Below are 20,647 nucleotides of genomic sequence, written 5' to 3'. Positions count from 1 at the left end.
TAACCTATTCTCCTCTCATGTACGATCTACGATTCAATACTTTTCCAAAACGTTGATCCATATTATCCCCTACTAAAGTTCCATCTAAATAACTTGAGACCCGTACTGGCTGTTTTGCAATTACTTGTGCAAGCTTTTCAACATCAAATTGTTTATGATTGTTGTAGGTATTATTAACTATTTGTGATCCAACAGATGCCATCCCCATCCTTGAAGTGCCAAGAGCTGATTCTGGCGTGATAGAATTCATCAAACCATTAGAAAGCTTATTCATTGCTGAATATGCAGATTTCGCATCTGCTTCGATACCTACAGCTATTCCTTGAGGGATAAACTTACCAACGTAATCTCTCATCCAACGTGATGGAGAATGAATTCCAAGCGCGCCAGTTATTTTGTCTTTAATGTTTCCAGCTACTTCAGAAATTTTAGAAGCAACTGCTCCAACCATTGAACCGATACCGTTAATTAATCCTTGTATGATGTTTGAACCAATTTCAAATAAATCAATCCCACTCAAAGTATCTATTATAGAGTTTCCTATATTAGATACTGCACTGGTTACTGACCCTATCACACTAAGAATCCCAGAAACTAAGTTTCTAATTAAATTGGCTCCAGCATTCACCATTTGTCCAAGAAACTGAGCTATAGTACTCAATAATCCAGTAATTAATCTCGCTCCAGCTGATAATAATTGTCCCAATAAGCTCAAGATTCCTCTAATAAGTGCGTTGATCAATTGAACACCAGCTGATAAAAGTTGTGGTATAGCACTTACTAAAGCTTTGAACAAAGCAGCCATTAATTGAATAGCAGCTGATACTAATTGAGGAAGTACTGAGATCACTCCATCTACCAACGCAACAATCAATTTAATACCCGCTGATATCATTTGAGGCAATGCACTAATCAACGCATTAACTAGGGCAATAGTGATTTGAATTGCCGCTGCAACCAACTGTGGTAATATCGAGATTATTCCTTGTATTAATGCTAATAACAGCTGAATGCCAGCAGCAATAATTTGCGGAAGCGCACTGATTAATGCACTAATCAAAGCCATTGTGATTTGGATAGCAGCATTTATTAACAACGGAAGAATAGAAATTATGCCTCCGATAAGCGCCATTAACATTTGTATTCCTGCAGAAATTAATGTCGGTAAAGCTTCAATAATTGTTGTTAGCAAAGTAGTAACGATAACGGTAGATGCTTCAACAAGTTGAGGCAATGCAGTTATTATCGCATTCACGAGAGAAGTGATGATTTGTAATCCAACTTCTAAAAGCATAGGTAGTACTGTTAAGAACCCATCAATCAGTGTATTAATAATCTGAATGACAACTTCAATTATCGTAGGTAGTGCTGCTACGATCCCTTGAATAAGCATAGTTAACAAATTTGTGCCAACTTCAATAATTTTTGGTAGAAGCTCAGCAAAAGCAGAAATGAGTTTTGTAATTATCTCTGTTGCAGCCAATAGCAGTGCGGGAAGAGCTAATGAAATGCCTTGTACAATAGTAGTTATTATTTTCGTGGCTATTTCAATCAATTTAGGCAAATAAGTAACAATTGCATCCGTCAATGTTTGAATAAGCTGTATAGCTATCTCTGTTAGTTGCGGTAACATTTCAACTATTTTGTCGACAATACTTGTAATCACAGAAGTAATACTTTCGATAATTTGCGGGAGATATTGAGAGATAGAACCTGCCACATTACTAATTGTTTCACTTAATTGATCAAGCACTTTTGTGATTCCATCTGCACTAAAATCGCCAGTTTTAGCCCACGCTGATATAAATGAAATAATTAAAGAAACTGCTAATCCGAATGGACCAGTAAGCCCTAGTGCTGCTATTGCTACTTTAGTCAAAATGCCGATAACTAGAGAAACTGCTCCGCCGACTTTACCAAAAGCTCCTCCAAATTTTTCCAGCAGATTACCTGCCAATTCTATACCAGAAGAAAAAATCCCTGACAATACAGAGCCTATTTGCGAAAGAGTAGAGCCAAATCTTTCTATGCCAGAAGAAACAATTCTTTTTACTGCATCAACAAAATTAAAAAAAGCTGGTACCGCTACTGAAGCAATTGCTGATCCGACTTCGACAACTTTTTGAAATCCTTTAACAAGATAGTTTCCTACTGTATCAGCTACTTTTTGAAGTGTAGGTAATATAGAAATAAAGACTCCTTTTAGATATTCAAATGACTTAATCAGTCCAGATTTTACAACTTCAATAGTTTTATTTATGCCATTTCGAAACGTTTCATTTGTTTTATAAAAATAGATGAAAGCTGCAACTGCTGCTCCTATAACACCTGAAAGTAGTTGAAATACCGTCAGACCAGCTGGAATAATAGCAGATAACAATGCGTAAGCTGTTCCAGATACTCCAAACATGCTGACCATACTACCTAGGGCCGTTATCACTCCATAGATTTTTCCTACAAAACTTATTAATGTACCTAGAGCTAATGCTGTTTTGAAGCCTACATACGCTCCAGTGGCTGCAATAAAAGCTGGAGCTAACAATTCCACAATGTCTAATAGGCCTTTAAAAGCAGAAATCATATCATCAGTATTATCTATCAATATGTCCATTACTTTTGACATTTCTTCAAATGATTCATTAATAATAGATTTCATACTATCAATATTTTGAGCAATAGTTTTACCAGTAAGTTTCTGCACCAGTTCATCAAACTTAGTAATAAGATTAGCTACACCTTTAGAAACAGCATTACTTAGATTTCCGAATGAAGTAGCGATCCCCAGCGAATTCTCCTTTGCCAAGATTGCCAACATTCCTGTTCCAGTTCCTAGCTCAATCAGTTTATCTTGGAATTGATCAAATGTTACTGTTCCTTCTTTAAGCGCATTATAGAGATCTCTTTGAGCTGATTTCCCAACAAATCCCATTGCTTCAGCTGTTTTTTGCAAAGCAAGGGGCATGGTTTCTTGTAAAGTTTTCCAGCTCTCTAAGTCGACTTGCCCAGTCGAAAGCATCTGGTTATACTGTTGCATACCTCGACTGGCATCTTCTGTTGAAGCGCCAGACGCAAGAAATGCATTGTTTAATGCTAAAACAGTGTCCGTGGATCTATCTAAATCTCCAGTGATTGCTGTCATTTGTTGTGTACTTGCTACAACATCATCTAATTTAGTTGGCAAACCATCAATTCCATCGGATAATTTGTTAATGGATCTCTGAGAGTCCTCTGCACTAAAACCTAAAGCTTTCATTACTTTAGGGAATTTTTGCATAGTATCGAAACGGCTAATTGCGGAATCTAGCGAATTCTTTAAAACATTAAAAGCAGCCGCCGCAACTTTAACGAGGCCTAAGGAAACAACTAAATTTTTAATTGAGGCTCCTGCTTTATTACTCTTACCTTCTAACTGATCAAGACCCTTGTTAAGTATGGTAACGCCTTTGCCATCCACATCAACTTCTATCTCTACCCTTCCATCAGCCATCGTCTTCACCTACCTCCGAATCAGGCAATGCATATTTTTGTTGTAGCTTTCTCATGCGTTCTTTTTCTTTAGCTGATTCTCCTTTGCTCGGTTCCCATGTCCTAATCTGGATGATTCGAGCAAGAATGGTGTCATCTGGCAAACTCTCAAGTAACGCTTGGAATTCCTCCCACATCATCCGTCCTTGCTCTTCAAATAGATTGATGCCAATTTGTCTGAACGATGCATAGATGTATTTAGCATCATGAACTAGGCTGATGGTCTTTTTTTCTTTAACTGCATTAGGCATAGGATTGCCTAAACGATCAGTTTCAACACCATCACTATCTCCTACAGAAATATAATTTTCTAAAATGTAGTTAAATAATAAAAACTGTTGTTCAGACGAGCCTTGAAAAATTTTTTCAAAGTCGCTGATCAACAGTTCTAAACACATATTCACTTTTTCTTCTGGAAATAAATCACTATCTTCCAAAATATCAAAAACATCTAGTACATTATCAAATGTTAAATCGATAGGTAATTCTATACCATCAACCTCTATCGAAGTGACTAACGGGTCATTTAACCGCATTTAATCACCTACTTCTTTTTCTTATTTTTCAATGCTTTCTTTTTCAATAAATCAGCTTTCTTCTTAGAAAGTGTATCTTTACGTTTCAAAGCTTCTTTTTCGATTGCTTCCGCAACTTCAAAAGAGATTGGATCAAATAATTCTATTAATTGTTCTGCATCAGGATAAACAGAATAAATTTTTTCAAATGATCCTTCACCAAGCAACGAATCATATTCCGCCTTAGCTAAATCTTTCGTTAGAGAAATAATCTTAATAGCGTCTTCTTTTTTAGGCCGCTCGATATTCTCGATTTGTTTAAGTTGCTGTTTAAGCTCCCTTACCTGTTCCTCAAATTCAGCTTGGGTATCAAAAAAACGTGTCAGTTCTTCTGGAGTAGTATCGAAAAAGAACTCTACTTCTCCAATATTGATAGGAAAACCTTTTTTCTCTATTTGAAATGATAATTTGTTAGTCATGTTATCCTCCTAAAAAAGCTGCCCAGACGGACAGCTCGACTTATTTTTTGATTAATACTACTGGTCTGGACCAAGCAGAACCTAAGAATTCACCATCATGCAAATAGCGTGCTTTCTCGATATCATTAGCCCCTTGGCCAACCACATTGTAAGTTTGGATATAGAAACGGATTTCATCGCCAGCTTCTAGATGTGGCATATCTGCTGCTGATAACGTCCAAGAATTTGTTTCCGTATACCCCATTTTGTTAGCTTCGTGCGGATCTGTTTGATTCGCATCGGTATAGTGTGGAATATAAGATTTTGCTTCGGGCACTGCATCCCAAGAAAGAGAAACTGACCCATCAGCATTCAAAACCCCAGTTACGTTCTGGGGTGCATTAGGGTGTAACAGGAACGTCTTCTGCTTCTGGTGTGCTATCAAATGCGATACCGCATGAGAAATCACCGTATGCAGTAGCATCGCCGACTTGAGCAACTGGCTCTGTTACTGTTGCTTTACCAATACGTTGTTTTTTACCAGATGCAGATACTACTTTGAACCACACTTTCCGAGCATCTCCTGATTTTCCAATCATGCCCTCAATAGCCGCCATCGCAGCATCATCTTCATCGTATAAACCTGTAAATGAATAACCTAACTGATGAGAAGTAACGTCTGTCTCCCCTTCGCCGTTCCCATCATAGTAGCCAGTAGTTTCAGATTCTTCGTTCGAATTATCATCAACGTTAGAAATCCACTTTGCTAACTCCAACCAGCCGTCTTCGGTTGGCGCATCTGTGTTAGTAGGTGTAATTAATTGAATAAAATAAGCTTGTAAGGCATTTTTGCGTCTCATTTATTTTCCCCCTCAAAAGTAGTTAATTTTGTTTGAAAATCTAATAAAAAAACGAACCAACCCTGTTCATCAGCATCATTGATGAAAGGTTTGCTCGTTATAGTTAAATTGTTAAATTCAAAAGATCCATCAGAGCTAGCAACGTCTGACACACGCTCTAACGAATCAGAGATAAGCCAAAGCGTTTGCTCAATTCTATGACCATCTTTTGACTTCATCGCAATTTCAAAATTTAGTTGTACATCTTTAATACCGTCATAGTATTCCACAAGGTTTTGCCCTCCTGGTAATGGGTAAATTACTAAGCTTTCGTCAGCAGAAAGATAGCCTTTTTTCATTTTTAATGGCAGTTCTGGAATACTATTAATCTTATCTTTTATCCGATCGATAAAATCCATTATTGGATACCAGCTCCTTTCAGATACGCTTTTTTCCAAGAAGGCATATACAGTGATTTTGCTTTAAGATCCCATCTTGGACCTGTTCCTGGAGTAGTATATTTTTTCCCATTTAGATAGAACTGTCTCCTTGCGTATTTCGTTTCATACAGAATAGCGTTGCCGTCACTTTTGATATGCGCACTTTGGCGAAGGATATTATTCTTTTTAGGTACAAATGAGTTCATGTCAGCCATTGCTTGGTTGGCTAATGCGTATCTTCCTCGCTTCATAGCCTGTGGGCTGACTTTAGCTCTAACTCCATCAAGATTAACTTTAATACCCATCAAATCACCTCTAATTCGTATGAATAGATAGCATCTGAATACGCTTCTATAATTGTATCGATCTTAGTGATGACATGTTCTTTACCATCATAAATAACTAATGATTGTTCTTTAAAATTCGGTAAAGGGATAGTTAAAGTGTTATAACAAAAAATTACTGCATTATAGAGCAACTGCTTGCCACTTGGCGAAAAAGAATACTGACTTCCTCGGTCAATCCGACAATTTTCTATAGTTACATAATCTCCATAAATAGGTTGGTTATAGTCTCCTTCTCCTAAATATTCTCGATAAATAAAAGAATCCACTAGAAATTGTACTGGAGGTTTTGGCATTACCATGATGGCACACCTCGATATAACAAACCCGTTCCTTCTAAATAAATATAGATATCCTCAGCAACAAGTGATTTACTCTCATTTTTTCCTGAAGGATTATATCTACTAGAGTTTGAGATACTTGTTCTACCAGCAGAAAAGCTTTGTGGTGTATTATTGATACTTTCATAAGTATCTGCTCCAACTTCATCGAAATATATAATTTGTGAACATAGAGCTAGCTTAAATTGTTTTACACGAAAACCAATTGGATCTTCCTCAATTTTATTAAATTGATAAAAATAGTTAGTGATGCTATCTAGAACAGCAGTTGCTTTTGACAAATGCTTTTCGAAAGCAGCTTTAAAATCATCTGTTTTCCCAGTAAGATCTTTGAATTCTTCAAATTCAATATAAGGCATATAACATCCCTCCTTATTAAAAGAAGAGGGAACTATGCCCCTCCTCCTGCTTCTGTTACAGTAACTTCGCATGTCGCTGTTTTACCATTTACTGTTGTTCCAGTAATCGTTGCTGTTCCTGCGGCAACACCTGTGACTTTTCCTTGTACAGGAGTTACAGTAGCAATTGCTGTATCGCTAGAAGAAAACTGAACAGATTTATCAGCTGCATTTTCAGGCAAAACAGTTGCCGTTAATGTTTCAGTTGCCCCTACTTCAAGCGTTAGTGTTGTTTTATTCAATGTAACGCTTGAAGGGGCTACGCTTTTGGGAGGGTGACTTTCATAACAGCTTTTTTATTTGCTGGAAGGATGAACTCTCCCGCTTTACCTGCTCCTTGTAAAGCTACTCCGTCAAAGTCTTCTGACTCAATCGTTCGGGAAGTATTGATTCCAGTAAATTGTTTACCCACACTGACAATTGATGTATATGCTAGTTCACCTTCTTGGAATTTAGCATCTGGAACTTCTTTGATAATGAAACCTTTAAATTTGAAAATTCCGTTTTCGTCAACATTTGTATTAGATGATTTAGCAGTAGTTGTCAGCGGATGATCTACTAGAGCGTTGTAAATCGCTGGTTTGACCCATGCCATCTTAGTGCCTACAGTCTCTAAATTAGTATAGGTTGTAGACAAATCGTTGAAAAGCTTCGTCAAGTTGTCAGCAGTGACAGCTTCTAATTCAATAGTTTTGTCAGCGATACTAGAAATAAATGCTCCGCCTTTGTCATCGAATCTTTGGACTTTCGCTTGCGCTTGTAAGTCTAAACGGTCAGCTATCGCTCCAGTAAAATCTGCATTTACCGTATGACGATCAATTCCTTCATGATATGTCCATTCCCAAGTGTAATTAGCAGGGGTATCTGCATAGATGATTTCTGTACGATTACCAAAACGCGTTGAATTCCCTGTCCCAGTACCAAATCCTACATTTTCTTCTTTGTTATATTCAGCACCGACTACAACTGGAATATCAGATGTTTTAATATAAAAAGCTGTTTGGTTATTCGTAACTCCATCTAATGCTTCTAGTTTTCCGCCAAAAAATTCACTGAAATAGGCTTGTTTTTTATACACCGCTTGTAATAATGCTTTGAATTCCTTTTGATATGAGCGTACTGTTTGATTATTGTTTTCTCCTGCCATATTATTGGCCTCCTTAATTATATTTGGCTAATTTAGCCGAAAATGGATCATTATCCGCACTTCCACTTTGAGGATTTCCTCCTGCTAAAATTTGTGGAGTGGCTGGGTTTGGTTCATTCTTTTCTTGGAACAGAAAGGACTTGCTTTCTTTTAAACCTTCTAATTGCTCATTGAATCCTTGCAATCCGTCATCAGTAACCTTGATAGTATCTCGATCTAAAAGACCTAAGACGATGTTCTCATCAAGCGCATTCGCTTCTTTTAAAGCTAACTTGATTGCAAAGTCTTTTTGTTGCTCTGCAAGTTTTTTTTCAGAATCAGATTTAACAGCATCAAATTTACTCTGTAAGTCTGCAAGTTGTTGAGTCAATTCCTCGTCACCTTTTGCAGATTCTTTAAGTGCATCTAGTTCTGTTTGGTTAGAATCAAGCTGTTCTTTAAATTGATCGCGTTCTTGTTCTGCAGTAGCAAGATTTTTGTTCAATTCAGTAACAGTTTGTCCATGCATTCCCATCACAGAATTTACTTGTTCATCTGTTAACCCCAGTTCTTTCAATTGTTCTCTTTTCATTCTTCTTCATCCTTTCGAGTTTTAACGTGGCAACGAACACGATGGAGCAGTTTGTCTTTTACGCCTTAACAGGCTAAACAAGGCAAAATAAAAACAGCTAAAAAATAGCTGTTTACTGATCATATCTGAAATCTTTTAGCAATGTGCCAATTGGTGTATAAACTTTTTCTCTTGCATAATTTCTACTTAAATACTCATTAGAATCAACTAGAGTACGCAATCGACTTTGTGTGGCTCTAATTTTCTTCGACCAACCTTTTGCGTTTTCGTCTTGTCCGAGAGCTTCTGAGACCATTCTATTCTTTTTATATTTCACAACCTGACGTTCTAGGTAGCGTTGCTTCTTAGTTAATTCTGCAACCCTTTTATTTTCTTTTTCGTTGAATTTAGGTTGATTATTTGTATTGACACTAGGAATAAATGGGATATGCAGATGTTGACAATTTACACCTCGGTGCCCGCCTGCAGTTTCATATTCTGCTTGCCAATACGGGTCGTAGATACTTCTATATTTCCAATTGGGAGGTAAGTCAGACATGGGTCGTAAGTCAACCACATGACCTTGAATCTTTGAGCATGCTTGTCTTGCTCCCATATGGCTTGTGACTAGCACTGTGTGGACACTATACTCGCTCATGCGGACTTTTCTTAATGTGTCATAGGTATTTGATAGGGTAGACTTTAAGACTGTTCTAACATACCGCTCTAAGCTCCATGTATGCCCTCCCTTATCAATAAAAGTAGACTTAATACCTTTTTGAGCCCATCCTTGAATCGTTCTTTCTAGTGCTTCATCGAATGTAAAAAGACCGCTGTTAAATGCAGCAGTCGTTTTGTTAATTATTTCTGTGTACATTTGAGTGATAGCTGTTCCGTAGCCAAAATTGGTAGATAGTAACGTTTGATTCACATAATTGTTTATGTCAGACCATACTTGATCATGATAAGCTTTCATGACATTATCGAGATTCGATGGTAACGGCTTAGAATCGTAAGGCAGTTGTTTGTCTAAGTCTCTGATTATCTTTTCTCCCGAGCTATCAAACATACTTTCAATTTCAGACTCAGCAATTCCTGTTATTTGAGAAATCACTTTTGCAGTTTCTTTATTAAATAGATGCAACTGCTGCAGTTTTTCTCTTTGCCAATCTAAAATATTATCGTGCCCACTATTCAATCGTTTGATGATAATACGTATTAATTCGCCTTCTAACGATTGATATAGATGAGCCATATTAGAAGACCAAAGATCGAGTTGATGAGGAGTAACATCCATTTAGATCACAGCTTTCTTAATTTAGTTAACGACGGCCCGCCAATTCTTGCGGCGAACTCAAACGGATACTTAGGTATTTCAATAAATTTGTCACTTATTTGAGTTTGAATCTCTATGTCTCCTTGATGTACACCTCTCCGTAAACCATCCACAAAAGCACTAGCTACAGATTGGAATTTTTCGGATTTTGAGTTAATTACATTATTACTCATTCTTCTTCCCCCAATTCTTGATTAATTTTTTTCTGTTCGTGCTCCGAATAATCCATGTCTAAATTCTCTGCTCTAATCTCATATACTATCCTTTTTGCTTCTTTTTCTGTAACTCCAGTAAGTTTTTGAATAGCAGTTAACTTAGATGTTAAGCCAGCTGTTACTAGTTTAGAGTAATAATCAGCCTTGGCATCTTGCGATTGGAAAACACCATCATCAAAGTCGATATTTATTCCTAATTCTTTGATAGGATTAAATAACTTGTATGCCGCAGCAAGTTCAAAAATCGTAGTGATCAATTCTTTCAACGCTTCTTCTACAATAAGAACATTATCTGACCGAGTAGAAAAAGTTTCAGAGTTTTCACTAATTATCTCCGTCGCTGTTTTAACAGACTGGCCATCAAAACTAAATGTTCCACTAGAAAAGCCTGTCTGGAGCTCAATAATTCGCAAAATGAAATTGATACTTGCTATAAATTCAGTTGATCGCAATGATGGAGCGAATTCATCAATAAAAGCTTCATCAGATTTAAGCCGTTGAAAAACAGATGTTTTACTGTCAAACCGCTTCACTGGTTTCCCATTGCTGTCATATTTAACTCTGAAAAAGTGATCAGATGCTAAAATTTTTCTTCTAGCTTCTTCTATTTCCCACATAAACTCATCGTATTTTTCATTGATATCTGCCAATTGTCGCTTAGCGTTGTCGATCACACCCAAACTTAGTGGGCTATCTAAATTAATATTATTTTTACCCGCTAGCTTTATATACACAAAAAGAGGACGACTAAAACCATCTAAGATCGTCTCCTCCTGCAGATTTTTGTACTTTTCTAAAGAGTTGAGAGGGATCCTCACACCAACTTGCTTTTGTTCTTCAGATCGATACAATTCGTTTCTGATGCGGTACTTTCCGTCAACCCATTCATGAAATTCTAGCAAAGTATAATAGATTGTCTTTTGTCCCTCGGCTTGCTGAGTTACAGTAGCGATGGCTGCTTCTGAAATATCATTGGTATTGGATTGTAGAGGGAAAAATGTATCAGCTCGACAAAACGAAATTTTGATTTTACCTGAATTGGTATCCACGTAAGGCCTCAAAGCTAAACCGCCAATGGCATAACCAGCCTCTAGCTCTTCTCCGAAGTTTTTCCTGAATTTATTGTCAGCAAATACCGACTGCAAAAATTCATCAGCTTTTTCATCATCCAAACTGATGTTGCATCCATCGTTGAATACTAGCTTAGATAACTTTCTGGACACTACTTTGGATACGTTCAACGAGTGAAAAGGACGCGTCTGCCTATAACCATCACTATTGATATATTCTATGTCCCCATAAACGTTTCTATAAATTTCTTTATTGTTCCTTATTCGACTTAATTCGCTATCACTCATAGCAATCTTTGGATGATCTGTGATACTATTCAACGTTTCAACCATTCCTATTTTTGCACCTCCAATCCTAAACAAAGCTTTTAATTTGTCGAACATTTGTCCACCTCTTTTCTAGGCGATGTAAGTTTTGTAGAAATAATTGTTTCCATATCTCGCTTCATCGAGAGCGTGATTATATTTATCAATCGGTAATCCATTGTCATTTCTTACGTACATAGATATTTCTTTTTCAAAATTGTAGTGATCATATTCTTCTCCGTTTTCCAAGATAATGAATTGCCCACTAGTCATTGTATTTTGGAGACGTTCAATGCCGACTTCGATTTTCAATCCATTACTCGAAACTTTGTCAGAACTATTATTGTCAGCTTTATCAGTCTCAATACCAATTAAATTCAGTTCTGTTCTTAGTGTTTTACATGCTGGATCGACAAAGAACCAGTTCCATCGAGGGAGATATTTCCATTTTGTATAGCACCACTCAACAAACTTTTTGATTTCTTTAGCGTATGTAGACATCGCCTTGGTTTCTCCAGTCTCAGTTCCGCTATGATAGTAGTTAGCTAAACGATACAAATAAAACTTTCCTTCGTGATGAGTAACCACCCAAAAAGCACAAGTCGTAGCATCAGCTTGCCCACCATCTGCAGTAAAAAATGTTTCAATTATATTCCCCTTTATCTCGGTAGCTTTGTTGTTCTTGCCAAACATAGCATAGATAACACCTTGCGGTAATACTCGATGTCCGTACCAGTCACGTTCTAGAAGATATTCACTACTAGAAAGCTCATCAAAAAGTTCTTTCTTTCGCTCCTCACTTAAAATTGGATTGTCGTTCGGTGTCCAATGACGAAATAAAAAACGTCCTGACTTCTCAAAACGTTCAAGCAATTCAAGATTAGGATGGTTTGGCGCTGGTGGGTTCTGTTCTCCTAAGTGGTAACGCCATTCAGCGGCAAATGTCCGTCTAAAGCATTCATTGATAAAGTCTTTGTGCAATAGATTAAATTCGAGAAATGTCACAGAGCCTAAAGACATACCCGTGATAGCACCAACAGAGTTTATCTTCCCTCCGCCTTTATAATAAATTTTCTTTTCACCGTTTGGAGCATATAACAACAGATGATCACCATGTTCATCGTGTCGTATATCGGAACAACCATCAAATATATGGACCAAGCCTAATCCATCTCCATCCATAAACATTCGATAAGCTTGTTCCTGGTTATAAGCAGTTACAAGATGGTTTTGATCAGGGGATCTCAAATAAAAATCAGCCATTTTAAAAATATCGGAAGTTGTCTTCCCACTACGAGGTGTTCCTTCATTCAATTCAAAAGCAATCCCTTGAACCACTTGATTAATATTGCTAATCTGCTTCGGGCTAAACTTCAGCTTCATTACTTCCATTACCTCCAGACTTAACATCTAAGAGAGCTTGAAGTAGATCATTGACTTTCCCACCAGCAGTGAGTTTCTCAGCACTATTTTTAGCGATGTCTGCATCTGCTTTCGCTTTGATTATTTGTGATTCCATCAATTCCAACTTCTTACGTCTTTCGTCTTTTTCGTCAGCAATATTAATGAACTGCTTTATCAAATTTGATAATGTGCTCATTGCTCTTGACTGTGCGTTCATAAAATTAGCTTGTTTATCCCAAGCATATTGAATAGCATATTCTTCTGAACTTCCAGAATCACTCGACGACCACTTAGAAACTTCTTTGGACAAACTATCCTCATAATCCACAAACATGATTTTCTGTGCTCTGATAATAGCTGTGTACTGGATCATAATATTATTCCATAAGATATCCTCAGGTTTGGAGGTTGCAACCTCATTCATAATTTCTAATGTTTCAGAAGGTAACCAATTGGCAAAAAGGCCATGGGTAACAGCGTTTTTGTTGTCCTCTGGCGCTCCTTTGTTGTTCGGAATAGTTGCGTTCTTGGTTGCAACCTTTTCTCGAGACCAGTAACGTGACTTCCACGATTTTACTGTGCTGATGGATACACCATATTTTTCAGCTATTTCTCTATATTTCAATCCTTTTTCATAATCATCTTTAGCTAGTTCGTATTTCTTCACATGTGACACCACCTCGCTTGTTTGCAACATTTGTTTTGTAACTTAGATGTATTTAGATAGGTTAATTTGTATATGTTCATCTGAATAGAAACCATGACCGCAATAGACTAAACGGCATGCATCAATTTCATTCGGTTCGGCTTCTCTGATCATCTCTATAACAGAATATTTGCTTTTCATTTGAACAGATTGAACAACTCTTTTATCACGACAATCTTTACATCTTGGATAATCGTTGATCAATGACACATACCAGTAGTTCCTCATCGGCTTTCCTCCCTAAAATATGTATGAAATAGCCAGCGACAACAAATAGATAATAAGAACGTTTTAGGAGGAGTTGAGTTCACATCCTTTTTATTTATGTTGGTTGCCACCGACTATCGTTAAAGAAGAAGCATCGAAAACGATGCATGTTTTATTTTTGAAGAACAATTATTCGGAATAAAAAAATGAATTAATTTGTGAGTGTCTCATCTAATAATTGCCTTCACTTATAGGTGGGAATGGTTTACAAATTTTAGCTAATCTCAAAAAGGTTGATTTGGTGTCCATATTCAAAATAATTATCAATCTTATTTTTTATCCTCTGAGACATAGATTTGACTGTTCCAACAGCTAAGTCCATTTTTTCAGCAGCTTCTCCATAAGTGCATAGATCTTTATTGATCAGATGGAATAATGTCAGTTCTTTATTAGACAATAAAGATTCTATCTCCGTCACTTGGAGCAACATTTCTTTTTTCTTTGGGGAAATCGTCTCTTCAGCTGGTTTTTCTATTTCTTGCAAGTAAACTTGATAACTCATAACATCGATATCTGCCACTTTAATGGCTCTCCTATGTTTTGGTATCTTCTTAGCTTGTTCATCATCAAATGGTTTTTCTCTCCCTGTTTCTAGCCAAAATAAAGCATATTCTGTTGTTGATATAGCTTCTGCTATCACTTTTTGGTCTGCGATGTCTTGAGGAGTGCGATCATCTATTAATTTATGTATCACTCTCCCGTTTTCGTTAACAGGCACGCGATATCGTTTATTTAAAATTTTTTGATGCTGTTTTTTCAATGTATTCAAGTCAGTTTTGTATTCTTGAATCAACTCATTCATATAGATAGCCTCCTCAATTTCGCAAATAAAAAAGCGGACACAAATCAACAAGAAAATTCTTGTTAACTTGTATCCGCCAGTCTTCTGGTAGGATAATATTTAAAATAGTTGTTTTACTTCTTCTTTAACTTGCTTAACTTTATTGCAATGAGATTCTATAACTGTTGTTCCAAACGAAGGAAGCTCGACACTTTTCATTTGACCGTTTGAAATAATGATTAAACAATGTTCTCCTTGCATTTTTTCAATGTCGCTTAATTCAATTACCTTTAACTCCATAGCTGCCTCCTGTGATATAATAGACTTACCTTGGCAGGGGCAAATCATATTTGTCACGAGCAGCGAGCTAATAATGGCTTGCTGTTTATGTTTATTAATAATATTATGCTGATAATGAATTCACTATTATCTCCTTCAATAATTCTTCATACTTTATATTTAGCAATAAACTCATCGATATCTTTGATGTCATATTTTGGACGGCTGTTTTCACCGAATATGATTACTTTCAATCCTTTTTTTACCCACTCATTTATCGTTCCTGCAGATGTCCCTGTATAATGAACTGCTTCTTTTTGAGTCAAATAGCGTTTAGGCACATATCCTACTAACAATGAGTCTAAGTCATTTTTATTGATAAATTTGTCATTCATATTGATTTCTCCTTATATAACTTATAATTCTCTTTTTATAATCTCCATATCCACCAATCTCACCACTGCTAAATTCTCTTTGCTTTTCGCTGTCCATTTATCGCATTCCATCGTGTTTTCAATACGAATGATCGCCGAGTGATTATAGACATGCTCTACATATCCACGAAACGGATAGATGAACTCCTCTGCTTCACAGCGGACCATGTCACCGACTTTGACTTTTGGTTTCTTATGTGTTTTAGGGTTCTTAGTCAGCATGTCTAGCATTAAACCGCCAATACCATGACTGCTAGCGTAAAATCCGTCTTTTAGTTTCATCTTATTTCCTCCCATTTACGATCATCATTTAATATTGAAATTCCAAACTTTCGAATAGCGTCACTTGCATCTGCAACACACTGACTTGCCACTTTATATGTTTCTTCTACAGAAATTCCGTATTCTTTTTCAAACTTTGCCTTTAGTGCATTCAGTTCTTGTTTTCTCACTTTTGTTACTCTTCGGTGTCTGTTGTTCATACTAATTCCTCCTTCACAATCTATTCGCTATATATGAATTTTCAATCAATTCAACAACAAAAAATAGTTAAATTAATTTTTCCTCATTAAAACGTTTTCCACTTATGTTTTAAGTTAAAAAATATAGGTTATTTTATCTTAAAGTGTATAATTACATTTGCTTTACAATAAGCTTATCAGGAGATGATGCACATGAATAAATTATTAAAAAGAGATTTAAATGCTGGCAAATTGATATTAGGTACACTCATTGTTATATTAGGTATATTAGGTTTATTATATGGCCCATCTGTAATTAGCATTTTAGCTTTAACTGTCACAGGTCTCATAGCGTTTCGTTATGTTTACGGAAAAGGAAATATAAAGTATTTATTTTCTAAACCTATCGCTCCAATAAAAAATATTTTTATCTATTTACTTCTAAACATCGTTGTGAGTTTTATCGTATCCTATGTTTTGGAAAATTTATTGCATTGGAATCTTTCAGGAAATTCTGTTACTGAAGCCTTTCAGCCACTATTGTTAATCGTTTTGCCTATAATGATACTAGGTGAAGAACTATTTTCTATTTATTTTCTTTCAATCTTTTCTAGTAAATTCAGTATTCCTATCGCTAGTGTTTTTTCCGCAATTTTATTTGGATTGATTCATTATTCAACCTATGACAATGGTAATGTATTTCATACTCTAGTCCATATTCTTTTAATACAAGGTGTTGCAAGGTTAATTTTTAACCAAGCGGCAATTAAAAGTAATTCTATAGTGACCAGTTATGCGGTCCATTTAATATTTGATTTAACCGCTATTTTATTAGCCTATTACTTTGGATAATATTCATACTTGCTAATCTAAATTAGATTAGCTTTTTTATTTGGTTGGGTAATTAATCAATTACATTGTATTACCTTCAAACACGATGAAACAATGAATCACTGATAATTCGATAATCTTCAATTCTGATGTCTGGCATATTCTGAACGTTCCCTTCTTAAATTTTCGATCTTTTAGAGAGTTAACTTCTAACAATTTTGTCACTCATACCTTTTCTTAAGCATTTTCATTTATAATTCAAAAATAAGGAGGAGATACTTATGAAAAAATATGACATTTCTATTTTATTTTTTATTGTAAGTGTGATTTTATTTATGACTTCTGCAATTGTCGGTTCACATCTTGATGCAAACGGTATGTTGATTGAGCCTGCATTCTTTTGTATTCCATTAGGCTATTTGTCTCTTATCATCTCAGTTTTTACAGCACTGTATCAATTATTCAAAGGAAAATTTATCAATACTGTATCGAAGTAAACGGCCATTTGGTCGTTTTTTTCATTGCTGCTTTCTTATCCACGCTCATTCCTCCAATCTACGAATTTCCCTTCTTAAGTTCTCTATGTGCAAATTGATTGCCTTTCTAGCCGTTTCATTGACCATCACTGCCTTTGTTCGTTCCAGATCGGCAATCTCACGCTGAAGGCTTCGAATACGCATTTGAATCACTTCTTCTATTGTCATGATGGACCACCTCGTTAAAAACGCTCTTCCTTGAACGTATTCCGATATTTTTTAGCTAAAATCAACGGAACTTGATATTTATGACAAAACAATTTCGCCTTGATCTTAAAGTCTTTTGTCTGCATCCCTTTAACATCTACGACTTTGACAAGCTTACCGTTTTTATAAAATGTGAAGTCGGGAATATACTCGATCTTGCGATACTTCTTTCCGTCTAGTTCAAATTTCGGCATCAGCTCAAATCTTTCCTGAAGTTTTACTTTCCAGCCGTTCGCTTCCGCTTGCCACAAGGCTAGATCGTAGTACTTTGCTTCTGCGATAGAATCGAACTTGATACCTCGATGGATAGTTTTTCGATTACGATATTTATTCATTCTCAAGAAGCGCCTCCTTCTTAGCCTGATAAGCAGCAAAGCGGGCTTCTAATTCTGCTTTTTTATCAGGATCTAGTGCCTTTTCTTCTTGAGGTTTGTTGACCCAATCAGGTAACTTTTCACGCCGTACGTTGTTCTGACGTTTAGGAAGATAGTTTTGTTTTTTCTTGCTCTTAAAAGCTTCTTGGGCTTTTTCTGCTGATTCCATTGTCTTAATCCCTTGATTACTCCATGAATTTAATATCGCTTCAACGTATTTTTTCAATCCTGGCATCTCGACGTTGTTTTCGAAAGCTAATTTAAAAGCAAAGAGAATCATATCTGCTCCCCAAGCTTTAATCATCGGTCCTAATGCTCCTTGCAAAAGTCCAGTAGGTGCTTTCCCCCAGTTTTTTTGGATGAACTCATACACGCCTATATCATCTTCTTTATTTGTCTTGTTTTGTTTTGTATTGTTTATATAAGCTGAAGGATTTACTGTAGAATCTACTGAAGGATTTACTTCCCTATTTACTTTCGAATTTACTTTACTATCTACTGGAATACTTCCAGTAGTGGGATTTTCTACTGTATTATCTACTGTAGTTTTTACTGTAAAATTTCCAGTTAGATCGGAAAGAATATAAACTCCAGCTTTTGTACGACCTCTCTTTTTATATTGAAGGAGTCCATTTTGGATCAATTGGTTTCGATTATTAATCAATGTTTTTTCAGACGTTTTAGTCATTGCTTGTAGCCTTGTATTGGCAATCGATAATTCGCTCTGCCATCCACTTCTGTTTGCTATAGCCATAAGCTTGTACCAAAGCAATTGGGGACCAGCGCCAAGCTCGTTATATTCAAGCCAATTGTCGAAAGCATTAAGCTGTCCGATGTAATCCAATTGAGTCCCTCCTTTCGTTCTAGTAATTTGAGGGAGAAAACTCCCTCATTATTTATTTAACGGCGGATTAGATGCATCAAATAATCCAGTTTGTACATCTTCGTGTTCTTCAGAAATAACCTCTGCTTCTTTTATTTCAGGAATATCTTCTTCAACTTCTGTTTCAGCAATAATGCTGCCATCTTCTTGAACTCTTTGGACTCTCTCATCCGATGTGGTGGCTTCTTGCATTTCGATGGACAAGATCCCCCATTTAGAAAGAAGATTTCTCAGAACAGTTTTTCGTGCCATTGCATTGTAATCAGATGCCCACACACCACTTAACTTTGTCTTATCTCGATCTTTATTGTTAGCAATCCGATGTGCTTCAATTTCTTGTTTAGTCCAATAAACAGTTTTTTTGAATCCATTCAGTAACTCGAAGTAACCTACATATCCAATGACCTTGTCAGATGTTCGACCGTTAGGATCAAACTCGAACTCTTCGGTTAGTCGGTTCCAGCTCTTTAATTCTCCTTCGTAAACTTCAATCACGTTTAATGCTTTGTATTTACCTGAACGTTGGGCTAGTTGGATATAACCTTTATAGCCAAGCATGAATTGAGCTTTCTTTTCCCATTTTCCTGTTTGCTTGTTTTTACTATTGAATGGAACTAAATATGCATAACCTAAATTCTTATCTAGCCCAAGATTTAATGTTGCAGCAGTTAACGCACCACTCATGATAGACATTGGTTCACTATCTGCAAGATAACTATCATTAGATACAAGAGTCATAACATTCGACATAAAAGCATTAGCATTGTCATGAAGTACTTCTTCAAATTTCTTTCTCATTGTTGGTGTATTCATTAGAGCTTTAAGTCCTAACTGTCCTGGTGCAACTTGTTTCTGTGGCTTTTCTGACAATTGGTTTTTTAACGATTCATTTGTTGCCATTGTTCTTTTCCTCCTTCAGTGGTAATCCACAAATCGTACAATAACTCCAAGATGTTTCTCTAACTTCGCTTCCACAGCGGGGACATCTTTCCATCATTTAATCTCCTTTTCTGTCAATCTTCTAGATTCAGTAATGCTATAGATTTCTTCATCACTTGCGATATCTGGATATTTCTCTGCTAGTTTCTTCGTGTTCATGCGTTTAGTACTAACAAGTTTCCATCTGATGATGTTTCTTTGTGTAATGCCGATACTTGCCTCACGTTTTCCTAGCTCGCTGATAATCTCGTTGTCTACTTGACGGATAGCTGACTCAATTTCTTTTTTCGTCCGCTTGAGTTCTCTTTTTTGCTCGATAAGTTCATCAAAACGTGATGGTAGAGCTGTTTGATTTTCTTCTACATCTGCATATTTTTCTTTTAAGAAGTCAGCAGTCGCTTCACTTCCGTCAATTACAGGCTCGATACCTTCAACTACATTTGTTTCCCAAAATTCAACCAAGCGTTCTGTAATTGTATCGATCAATTCTTGATCTCTCGCAATTCGCTTCCAAATGAATCTTTGTCCGCCAATCAACACAGCGATATAACAATAATCTTTGTTCAAAACATTCATATAATGTTGAATCTGACAGAGATAGCTAAGCGGGACTTCTTCGCCTTCCCACTCTTTACCAAGAAATTGGTTAGCTGTTTTGCATTCAAGAATGGCGTTTTCCCCTACTACGTCACGATCAATATTTGCTCTTAAAAATGGATGTAACGGATGTTCAAACACTTGGTTTCTTCTGCGTACTTTTTTGCCTGTACGTTCCTGAAACTCTTTAGCAACAACTTCTTCTAAAACATTGCCCCAATAAGCTGGTTCATTTTCTGATTCTTCAAATACGAATTGTCCTGTTTTTTCTAGCCAGAGTTGATAAGGTGATTTCCACTTATTCAATCCTAAAATCGTTCCGACATCAGAACCTCCGATACCTTTCTTACGGTCTTCGAGCCATTCTTGATGGCTCATTTCTAAGGTAGATTTACTCATCGTCTTCCTCCTCTTTATGTGGCGTGCCCCATTCAGGAGTCGTTAAATATTGATCAAGCGCTTGT

At 36.4% G+C, this 20,647-nt stretch carries 30 protein-coding genes; 2 read left to right on the top strand and 28 right to left on the bottom strand.

Translation table 11 applies throughout. The annotated features are described in order from the left end of the window. Positions 1–4: 4 nt before the first annotated feature. The 23 genes from IGL31_RS04820 to IGL31_RS04710 all read right to left on the bottom strand — a co-directional run bounded on the left by IGL31_RS04820 (position 5) and on the right by IGL31_RS04710 (position 15,837). Positions 5–3,487: a tape measure protein gene (locus tag IGL31_RS04820; protein WP_086299727.1), complete on the bottom strand. Its 3,483-nt coding sequence runs from the start codon at positions 3,485–3,487 to the stop codon at positions 5–7. Further along, positions 3,480–4,061 (bottom strand): Gp15 family bacteriophage protein, encoded by a 582-nt coding sequence (locus IGL31_RS04815; RefSeq protein WP_002326214.1) that lies wholly within the window; start codon positions 4,059–4,061, stop codon positions 3,480–3,482. The genes IGL31_RS04820 and IGL31_RS04815 overlap by 8 nt, the downstream gene beginning before the upstream one ends. Before the next feature lie 8 nt (positions 4,062–4,069). Continuing rightward, complete coding sequence (locus IGL31_RS04810) at positions 4,070–4,519, bottom strand: hypothetical protein (protein WP_086299728.1); 450 nt, start codon at positions 4,517–4,519, stop codon at positions 4,070–4,072. 40 nt (positions 4,520–4,559) lie between these two features. After that, positions 4,560–4,874 (bottom strand): fibronectin type III domain-containing protein, encoded by a 315-nt coding sequence (locus IGL31_RS04805; RefSeq protein ID WP_086299729.1) that lies wholly within the window; start codon positions 4,872–4,874, stop codon positions 4,560–4,562. Positions 4,875–4,899: 25 nt separating this feature from the next. Continuing rightward, on the bottom strand, positions 4,900–5,358 hold the full coding sequence (locus IGL31_RS04800) for a phage tail tube protein (RefSeq protein WP_086299730.1): 459 nt from the start codon (positions 5,356–5,358) through the stop codon (positions 4,900–4,902). Beyond that, positions 5,355–5,756 (bottom strand): minor capsid protein, encoded by a 402-nt coding sequence (locus tag IGL31_RS04795; RefSeq protein WP_002330828.1) that lies wholly within the window; start codon positions 5,754–5,756, stop codon positions 5,355–5,357. Before IGL31_RS04795 ends, IGL31_RS04800 begins: the two co-directional genes overlap by 4 nt. Beyond that, a complete protein-coding gene (locus IGL31_RS04790; protein WP_086299731.1) occupies positions 5,756–6,082 on the bottom strand; it encodes a minor capsid protein in 327 nt (108 codons plus the stop codon). The genes IGL31_RS04795 and IGL31_RS04790 overlap by 1 nt, the downstream gene beginning before the upstream one ends. Next, positions 6,082–6,423, bottom strand: a complete 342-nt coding sequence (locus IGL31_RS04785; RefSeq protein WP_086299732.1) for a putative minor capsid protein — start codon at positions 6,421–6,423, stop codon at positions 6,082–6,084. The genes IGL31_RS04790 and IGL31_RS04785 overlap by 1 nt, the downstream gene beginning before the upstream one ends. Further along, on the bottom strand, positions 6,417–6,821 hold the full coding sequence (locus IGL31_RS04780; RefSeq protein ID WP_010732313.1) for a hypothetical protein: 405 nt from the start codon (positions 6,819–6,821) through the stop codon (positions 6,417–6,419). Before IGL31_RS04780 ends, IGL31_RS04785 begins: the two co-directional genes overlap by 7 nt. A 32-nt stretch (positions 6,822–6,853) precedes the next feature. Next, a complete protein-coding gene (locus tag IGL31_RS04775; protein ID WP_086299733.1) occupies positions 6,854–7,102 on the bottom strand; it encodes an Ig-like domain-containing protein in 249 nt (82 codons plus the stop codon). A gap of 17 nt (positions 7,103–7,119) precedes the next feature. Continuing rightward, the gene (locus IGL31_RS04770; RefSeq protein ID WP_086299734.1) at positions 7,120–8,007 is read right to left on the bottom strand and encodes a phage capsid protein; all 888 of its coding nucleotides are present in this window, start codon (positions 8,005–8,007) and stop codon (positions 7,120–7,122) included. Positions 8,008–8,020: 13 nt separating this feature from the next. Further along, on the bottom strand, positions 8,021–8,578 hold the full coding sequence (locus IGL31_RS04765; RefSeq protein ID WP_086299735.1) for a phage scaffolding protein: 558 nt from the start codon (positions 8,576–8,578) through the stop codon (positions 8,021–8,023). 112 nt (positions 8,579–8,690) lie between these two features. Further along, positions 8,691–9,854, bottom strand: coding sequence for a phage minor capsid protein (locus IGL31_RS04760; RefSeq protein WP_086299736.1), 1,164 nt, complete (start codon positions 9,852–9,854; stop codon positions 8,691–8,693). A 5-nt stretch (positions 9,855–9,859) separates the two neighbouring features. Next, positions 9,860–10,066 carry a hypothetical protein gene (locus tag IGL31_RS04755; RefSeq protein WP_081156599.1) on the bottom strand — a complete coding sequence of 69 codons (207 nt, stop codon included), beginning with the start codon at positions 10,064–10,066 and terminating at the stop codon, positions 9,860–9,862. After that, positions 10,063–11,562: a phage portal protein gene (locus IGL31_RS04750; RefSeq protein WP_086299737.1), complete on the bottom strand. Its 1,500-nt coding sequence runs from the start codon at positions 11,560–11,562 to the stop codon at positions 10,063–10,065. The genes IGL31_RS04755 and IGL31_RS04750 overlap by 4 nt, the downstream gene beginning before the upstream one ends. 15 nt (positions 11,563–11,577) lie before the next feature. Next, the gene (locus IGL31_RS04745; protein ID WP_081156597.1) at positions 11,578–12,867 is read right to left on the bottom strand and encodes a PBSX family phage terminase large subunit; all 1,290 of its coding nucleotides are present in this window, start codon (positions 12,865–12,867) and stop codon (positions 11,578–11,580) included. Next, positions 12,851–13,555, bottom strand: a complete 705-nt coding sequence (terS, locus tag IGL31_RS04740) for a phage terminase small subunit (RefSeq protein ID WP_081156596.1) — start codon at positions 13,553–13,555, stop codon at positions 12,851–12,853. Before terS ends, IGL31_RS04745 begins: the two co-directional genes overlap by 17 nt. A 42-nt stretch (positions 13,556–13,597) precedes the next feature. Next, positions 13,598–13,822: a hypothetical protein gene (locus IGL31_RS04735; RefSeq protein ID WP_081156595.1), complete on the bottom strand. Its 225-nt coding sequence runs from the start codon at positions 13,820–13,822 to the stop codon at positions 13,598–13,600. Positions 13,823–14,075: 253 nt separating this feature from the next. Further along, complete coding sequence (locus IGL31_RS04730; protein WP_081156594.1) at positions 14,076–14,663, bottom strand: positive control factor; 588 nt, start codon at positions 14,661–14,663, stop codon at positions 14,076–14,078. A 99-nt stretch (positions 14,664–14,762) separates the two neighbouring features. Beyond that, positions 14,763–14,942, bottom strand: coding sequence for an XtrA/YqaO family protein (locus IGL31_RS04725; RefSeq protein ID WP_081156593.1), 180 nt, complete (start codon positions 14,940–14,942; stop codon positions 14,763–14,765). Between the two features lie 146 nt (positions 14,943–15,088). Then, complete coding sequence (locus tag IGL31_RS04720; protein WP_002314901.1) at positions 15,089–15,316, bottom strand: helix-turn-helix transcriptional regulator; 228 nt, start codon at positions 15,314–15,316, stop codon at positions 15,089–15,091. Positions 15,317–15,337: 21 nt separating this feature from the next. Continuing rightward, entirely contained in the window at positions 15,338–15,637 is a 300-nt protein-coding gene (locus tag IGL31_RS04715; protein WP_086299738.1) for a hypothetical protein, read from the bottom strand. Further along, on the bottom strand, positions 15,634–15,837 hold the full coding sequence (locus tag IGL31_RS04710; RefSeq protein ID WP_086299739.1) for a toxin PIN: 204 nt from the start codon (positions 15,835–15,837) through the stop codon (positions 15,634–15,636). Before IGL31_RS04710 ends, IGL31_RS04715 begins: the two co-directional genes overlap by 4 nt. A gap of 192 nt (positions 15,838–16,029) precedes the next feature. Between IGL31_RS04710 and IGL31_RS04705 the strand changes: the two genes are divergently transcribed. Continuing rightward, positions 16,030–16,668 (top strand): CPBP family intramembrane glutamic endopeptidase, encoded by a 639-nt coding sequence (locus IGL31_RS04705; RefSeq protein WP_086299740.1) that lies wholly within the window; start codon positions 16,030–16,032, stop codon positions 16,666–16,668. 260 nt (positions 16,669–16,928) lie between these two features. Further along, positions 16,929–17,144 (top strand): DUF3955 domain-containing protein, encoded by a 216-nt coding sequence (locus tag IGL31_RS04700; RefSeq protein ID WP_010732298.1) that lies wholly within the window; start codon positions 16,929–16,931, stop codon positions 17,142–17,144. A gap of 45 nt (positions 17,145–17,189) precedes the next feature. On the opposite strand, the gene IGL31_RS04695 is transcribed toward IGL31_RS04700, so the two are convergent. From IGL31_RS04695 to IGL31_RS04675, 5 genes are all read right to left on the bottom strand, one after another. Continuing rightward, complete coding sequence (locus IGL31_RS04695) at positions 17,190–17,351, bottom strand: antitoxin (RefSeq protein WP_086299741.1); 162 nt, start codon at positions 17,349–17,351, stop codon at positions 17,190–17,192. 14 nt (positions 17,352–17,365) lie between these two features. Next, positions 17,366–17,725 (bottom strand): DUF1064 domain-containing protein, encoded by a 360-nt coding sequence (locus IGL31_RS04690; RefSeq protein ID WP_086299742.1) that lies wholly within the window; start codon positions 17,723–17,725, stop codon positions 17,366–17,368. Further along, on the bottom strand, positions 17,718–18,608 hold the full coding sequence (locus IGL31_RS04685) for a DnaD domain protein (protein WP_086299743.1): 891 nt from the start codon (positions 18,606–18,608) through the stop codon (positions 17,718–17,720). Before IGL31_RS04685 ends, IGL31_RS04690 begins: the two co-directional genes overlap by 8 nt. Positions 18,609–18,656: 48 nt before the next feature. After that, positions 18,657–19,547, bottom strand: a complete 891-nt coding sequence (locus IGL31_RS04680) for a recombinase RecT (RefSeq protein ID WP_086299744.1) — start codon at positions 19,545–19,547, stop codon at positions 18,657–18,659. Positions 19,548–19,640: 93 nt separating this feature from the next. Further along, positions 19,641–20,582 (bottom strand): YqaJ viral recombinase family protein, encoded by a 942-nt coding sequence (locus IGL31_RS04675; protein WP_086299745.1) that lies wholly within the window; start codon positions 20,580–20,582, stop codon positions 19,641–19,643. Between the last annotated feature and the right edge of the window lie 65 nt (positions 20,583–20,647).

Origin of the sequence: Enterococcus sp. MSG3290 (assembly GCF_050555565.1) — a bacterium.
Classification (GTDB): Bacteria; Bacillota; Bacilli; order Lactobacillales; family Enterococcaceae; genus Enterococcus_B; species Enterococcus_B faecium.
The sequence above is the reverse complement of the archived record's forward strand: the minus strand, read 5'-3'. Positions and strand labels throughout refer to the sequence as shown.